Source organism: Scytonema sp. PCC 10023, from assembly GCF_963920835.1.
GTDB lineage: Bacteria > Cyanobacteriota > Cyanobacteriia > Cyanobacteriales > Nostocaceae > Kalymmatonema.
The window spans coordinates 1-5,555 of record NZ_CAWUDP010000211.1 but is presented as its reverse complement, the minus strand read 5'-3'; the positions used below and the strand labels follow the sequence as shown (position 1 = coordinate 5,555).

Genomic DNA, 5,555 nt, shown 5'->3' with positions numbered 1-5,555 from the left:
TACGGTTCTAACAGAGAGGGACGGGGGATAATACCCCCTCTCGACTCTACCCAAATTGCAGCCGGGTAATGACTGGTATGAGTTGGTTGCAATGGGCAACACAGGTGACTTTTACGAGTTGCACCTAAGCCCATATGAGGTTACTTGCACTTGCCACGCATACTCAGGAATTAAAAAAGCTTTTGAACAAGATGCGATCGCCAACAATCATCTGATTAACAATCCAATAGCACTGGGACAAATACCCGATAAACACGTATTTGCAGTGTGGAAATACCTAGGCGCGGAAAATCAGCGTCAGTATGAATATCAATTTGCAGAACGCCGCGACCGCTTTTTAGAAGAATCAAACCAGCGATTGTGGCGCTTTGACATCGAAGAACACGAAGAAGAATTCCCAGAGTTTTGAAAACTAAAGCAAGAGAGAGGTGCAAGTAGTCCGACCAAAGATTTCTTTCCTCTCTCCTTATCCCTCACCAACAGCGAGAGACACTACTATGTATAACACTTTTTCAAAGATTTACGACTGCAGCTACCTCAGCCGAGGAATGATTTATTTCATCAATGGCACTTTTTATCGCTTCCTGTACACGAACGACAGCGTACGGACTCAATACTTTTTTGAGCCACTGCCCGGACAGAGAAAACGAGCAGATTTGAAATTGAATCAGAAAAAGGTTCGCGCGATGGTGCATGAGACTGGAATTCGTGCAATGAAACACCTAGCTGTCGGACAAAACGCAATACAGTTAAGCCTGTTTTAATGAAGAAATGCAGCGCTACGCGCTGCACTTCCTTCTTGTTGATTGTCATTTGCGACGGCGGCTATGTGATGTTATTCCTCTTAGAAGAATTTTTAAAAACTTTTCCCTGGATGAGTCGCGGCACGAAGTTCGGAGGCGGACGCCACCACACTATATATAGATAGGGATTTCACGAGTAAACGCCTGGTGTGGTGTGCGGCAGCCGCAGACGAGTGACCGCGCCAACCGAATGAAGTGGCGAACGGATTTACAGATCAACTTCGACGACTCGTGAACAACTTCCCCCATCAACGTGCTAGTACGCGTGATGTGCAAGAGTAAGCGTGATTTACTTTTTCACCATCTTTTTTGCGAGTGGGTCAACGTGAATTATGTCCTCACTGGTCAAAGTGGATAATGCCGCGACTGGTTCATGTGGGTAATGTCGTCACTAGTCAACGCGAAGTTGATTCTTAAAGGAAAATGTAGCACCAATTATGGGAAATCCCATATCGGCAAGAAAATAAAAAAATAGGTGATCGCGTTCTCTCAAGCAATCACCCAGGCTATTTACCTCGTCAAACTACAATTCATTCAAAAAGCTGGGAAAAGTTTTTAAAAACTTTTTTGTACACCTCGTTACCTTGAAAACAATAGAGAATAATCACGCTTCACGGTGTAGTTCAAGTCTCAATCGTCCTCCTCCGCTTGTGTCCACAAGGAAATCAGCTATCGTATTTAAAAATTTCGGGATTGAGTTTGTAGAAAAAATTGGTTCATTAATAATCACCTTTATGCTCCGATCTTCTCCAAGCAGCAAATAAATAAGCTGTGCTTTTCTTTGAGTGTCTAAGGCTTGGCAATGAGCAACGAGTCCCTGGAAGTCGTTCTCTGTCATGGATTTATTTTTATTTTTATAAAGTAAATGCCACTCTATGCTGGCATCGCCTTTAGAAAGTGTCTATGGGTAAAAGACCCACCCCGCAATTTTGCCCTGCCTGTCATGGGTCGCGGCTGTCTATCCATAAAATCCCTTAGCAGTACCGCTAAAAATCAATACTTTAAGCCTTGTGTTTCTCATATTTCCTTCTAAAGAACGATTTACCCTTATACCGGGATTACCTCTTTATCAGATGGCACGAGCTTTCCCGCTATCTTTGAGCAGTTGGTGACATCTTTTTCTAGAGATGCAGCAACTAAGCGTAGAACTTCTGCTTTTTCTTCTTGGCTTGCTTCCATCAAGAAAGCTTCTACATCTCTAGTGCGTGGATGCAAGATTTTATAGAAATAATCACGCGCTTCAGCAGGTAGTGCATCTAGTAGTCGCTCTAAGGTATCTGTTTTCATCTCGTTCTTGCCAAGGATAAAGGTCGAGATAGTCTGGTTGCTGATGCCAGTTTTTTCAGATAGCCACACCCCCTTTATCCCAAAATCCTGCATGGTTTTTTGCAAAGCTCTATTAAATTTTTTCATGAGTATAATGTAAGTTGATATGGTATGCTTGGGAGCGTAAGCTTAATTTCTAAGAGGAAATCAAAGAAGTTAAGCCTGCGCCTATGCTATCACAAAAAACAAAAACCCCAACGTTTGTCGGGGTTTCAAAGGTTCGTCAAAATTAATTACCGATATTATGACAGAAAACTCTTCAGGACAGAGCTTTTATCCACTCACTACATTCATTTCAAGGAAGCTTTATAAAGCGAAGCTTTCTGCTGGTAAATGGCGGCTATGGACTTATTTTAGCATAGACCCTTGGGGCAATCACTACGCTGATTTGCCTGATACCCCGCTGATTTTTTCTGAAATCAGTATAAATAAAAGTACTTTTTGCAAGGCGATCGCTAAGTTTCAGAAGCTTAAATCGCAAGAATTGTTTAATATTGACGCTGCTTACTTGGCGTTTAACCTCATTCTAGCTGGCGAGGAGCATGAGTCATGAGTCAAGGGCAAGCGCGGTCTTTTGTTCAATTAGACGATTCTATTGTAGAAATCCTGGCGAGTGACCAACTAACTAAAGCTGATCACCGCCTGTTTTGGCATTTATTTTTGCTCGACCGATGGGGCGATCGCTTTGTAGAGATGCCGTCTCAGTCTGAACTTGCACTACAGCTAGGTATTCGCCGCGAAACAATTAATCAATCCCAAGCTAAGCTGCAAAGTCTGGGATTATTTGATTTCAGGGTGAGCAAGTGGAAAGCAAGAAACCTTGTCGCACCTAGGTCAAATGCTACACCAGAAAAAACTCACACGGTGTTAGATTTTTCTAACAGCGAGTTAGAAAATTCTCACAGCGAGTTAGAAAATTCTCACAGCGAGTTAGAAAATTCTCACAGCGAGTTAGAAAATTCTCACAGCGACATATATATAGATCGCGCGCGCGATCAGACTGTTCAGAGTAATACAGACTTAAGAGAGACAATTCCAGAAGAGGCAGACGCGCCACCGCCATCTCCACCCCCCTCCACTGAAGTGCTAGAAGTTGAAATTGTCGGAGAAGAGAGCCAACCCACAGCGACCAGCGAAGGTGACCAATCCACAGCTACCAGCTTCGTTGTCAGCGAAGATGGGACTTGCTCAATAAATGCGATCGCCTTCGGAGAGGAACAGTCTACCCCGCCGCGAGACGCTACGGGTCGGTTAGTAAAACTGCGAGAGATAGAAAAACTGAGTGCCATGCCTCAAAACTTTCCCTGGAAAGAGGCGGATGGTGTCTCTTTCCGAGCAGAGATGATAGACGCAGTGTATGAGGCAAACCGTACCTGGTACTCGCTACCTAATGGGCAGAAGAACAAAGTAGCAATCATTGCCAGGTTAAAAACACTCGAAAAAAATCTAAGAAAATTAGACGAAGGGGCAATCACCTCTTGGAATACCTTGCAAAGCTACTGGGAGTCAGCGGTAACTTTTCTCCCAGAAGTGCAGCAGGTGAAGCAGGCTTTTGAGGACAAGGAACGCGAGGAAGCCAGAGCGAGACGAAAAAACCACAGGATTAGATTTACGGCATAAGGGGAGGGAGTAAACATATATGCCAAGCGATGCAGTTTTTGAAAAGTGCATGGTTGCTTTGCAATCGTTTTATGGTAGTACGGTCATTCTTGACGGGGGCATTATCGAATCAGTTTACTACCAGGGAGTTGAGAAGCTATCAGATGAGGAGCTAGAGACAGCGATCGCAACCTGTATCAAGAAGAAGTCAAGAGCCTACGGCTACTTTCCATCAGTGACTGATTTGCTTGAGTATGCAGGCTACGACCCTGAAAGACCACCCGGTGAAAATTTTATGGGACAACAGCCAGCGAATTATCTTGCATTGCGCTCTAGTGAAATGGTGGCTGATGAGATGTCTCCTGAACAAAGGCAAGTAATGATTCAGTGCATAAGACTTGCTGCCGAGAAACGTAGAAAGAAGAAATTTAGAGATAAAAGTTTCACCTCAATTGGCGAAGTGATAGACCCTAGTGTTACCCGCAAGGCTTTGCTAGAGGACATGAAAAAGTATCTTAACTCTGGCTTGGACGAGCTGCGCCAACGGGCAATTAATTGGGCATCCAACCCAGAAAACGGCTGTGAGTTAGTGCGGGTAGACGGGCGCGTAGTTGATATCCAGGAAGTTGATTTTTGATTGACGAGGTGTGCTGTGAAAGAAACATTACAAAAATCTCGCTACCCTTGTTGGCTTAGTCCGGCACAACTTCATGAGGCGCAAGCTTTAAGAGACATGGGCTTTCGTTACTGCGGGGATGCTGATGAGTATTGCATTGGATATTTAGTAGGCTCATGTGGATACTGGAAGTTTTACACCTGCGATGGGGAAATTGCTCTAGATGCTATCTGCAACGGCGCATTTTATTCACTCTGCTTAGAGGACAATCCCGCTGCCATTGAGGAGGATGATTTTTTAGAAAAGCAACTAGCCCTCATGAAGAAAATGCTGAGGGCAGCCCAGCAGGAATATTCCCGACCGCAAGGAATTCAATTAACGCTTTTCTGATTTAGCTTTTTAGCTTTTTAGCTTTTTAGCCAGAAAACAGGAATTGAGGTAGACGACACTACCCAATCCTGATCAAAAACCTTATCAAATTCCTTACCAAATTCCTAACATGAGTATGGAACTTTTCGACACTAACCAGTACATCACTGGTACGGCATACGACTTTGAGTTAAATTCCTCTGAGAAGAAAGGCAAACAGCCCATCTACGACCCTGCCTGGGAAGATGGCAGCGCTTTTCCAGGAATTGAAGATAAGGCTGAGAGGTGGGAGGTAGGCTCACGCATTTCAGCCCCCAACGGTGGAACCATTGAGAAGGTATTACGGGGAAAATATGTAATTCGCTGGGATAACGGCTTTGACGCTGAGTACACATCAAAGCAAATCAAATCGTATGGCTATCAAATTGAACCAAAACCAGAAAGCGATTCTCCAGGGGAAACGCTACAAGAACGCCCTAATGATGATGACCGATGGAATCCTGACCACTTCGACCCAAGCCCAGCACATAAGGCGGACGGGAACCAGCTAACTATTTTTCTGGAAACTGGCACCGAACCACCAGAGCCAGACGATTTTAAAACAGTTGCAGAATACGAGGAAGCGTGGAAGCAGTGGGAGACGTTAAGCAGATTGACTTGTGCAGTGGTGTTGGCGTCGGGTTCCCCCTTGCCGGAATCCAAACAGGAGGTTTTCAACTCATTGGACTTGCAGAAATCGACGATTACTGCTCAGACATCCTCAGTAAAAGATACCCAGGAATCCCCAACTATGTGTAGGAGCCAGCAATAAGAAACGCTTCGACCAGCAATAAGGATCATTC

General features: G+C 44.5%; 9 protein-coding genes. 7 read left to right on the top strand and 2 right to left on the bottom strand.

Annotated elements, in window-relative coordinates; all coding sequences use genetic code 11:
• Positions 1–91 precede the first annotated feature (91 nt).
• Both ACM0OZ_RS47580 and ACM0OZ_RS47575 read left to right on the top strand, forming a co-directional pair.
• Positions 92–409, top strand: coding sequence for a hypothetical protein (locus ACM0OZ_RS47580; RefSeq protein ID WP_414589945.1), 318 nt, complete (start codon positions 92–94; stop codon positions 407–409).
• 88 nt (positions 410–497) lie between these two features.
• Positions 498–764 (top strand): hypothetical protein, encoded by a 267-nt coding sequence (locus ACM0OZ_RS47575; RefSeq protein WP_414589944.1) that lies wholly within the window; start codon positions 498–500, stop codon positions 762–764.
• Between the two features lie 643 nt (positions 765–1,407).
• Here ACM0OZ_RS47575 and ACM0OZ_RS47570 read toward each other — a convergent pair.
• Positions 1,408–1,641: a hypothetical protein gene (locus ACM0OZ_RS47570; RefSeq protein WP_414589943.1), complete on the bottom strand. Its 234-nt coding sequence runs from the start codon at positions 1,639–1,641 to the stop codon at positions 1,408–1,410.
• Positions 1,642–1,850: 209 nt separating this feature from the next.
• The gene (locus ACM0OZ_RS47565) at positions 1,851–2,216 is read right to left on the bottom strand and encodes a helix-turn-helix domain-containing protein (RefSeq protein WP_414589942.1); all 366 of its coding nucleotides are present in this window, start codon (positions 2,214–2,216) and stop codon (positions 1,851–1,853) included.
• 157 nt (positions 2,217–2,373) lie between these two features.
• Between ACM0OZ_RS47565 and ACM0OZ_RS47560 the strand changes: the two genes are divergently transcribed.
• The 5 genes from ACM0OZ_RS47560 (at position 2,374) to ACM0OZ_RS47540 (ending at position 5,524) form a co-directional block, all read left to right on the top strand.
• Positions 2,374–2,682, top strand: a complete 309-nt coding sequence (locus ACM0OZ_RS47560; RefSeq protein ID WP_414589941.1) for a hypothetical protein — start codon at positions 2,374–2,376, stop codon at positions 2,680–2,682.
• A complete protein-coding gene (locus ACM0OZ_RS47555) occupies positions 2,679–3,749 on the top strand; it encodes a hypothetical protein (protein ID WP_414589940.1) in 1,071 nt (356 codons plus the stop codon). The genes ACM0OZ_RS47560 and ACM0OZ_RS47555 overlap by 4 nt, the downstream gene beginning before the upstream one ends.
• A gap of 19 nt (positions 3,750–3,768) precedes the next feature.
• Positions 3,769–4,365 (top strand): hypothetical protein, encoded by a 597-nt coding sequence (locus tag ACM0OZ_RS47550; RefSeq protein WP_414589939.1) that lies wholly within the window; start codon positions 3,769–3,771, stop codon positions 4,363–4,365.
• Positions 4,366–4,380: 15 nt separating this feature from the next.
• Positions 4,381–4,734, top strand: coding sequence for a hypothetical protein (locus tag ACM0OZ_RS47545; RefSeq protein WP_414589938.1), 354 nt, complete (start codon positions 4,381–4,383; stop codon positions 4,732–4,734).
• Positions 4,735–4,849: 115 nt separating this feature from the next.
• Entirely contained in the window at positions 4,850–5,524 is a 675-nt protein-coding gene (locus tag ACM0OZ_RS47540) for a hypothetical protein (RefSeq protein ID WP_414589937.1), read from the top strand.
• Positions 5,525–5,555 lie beyond the last annotated feature (31 nt).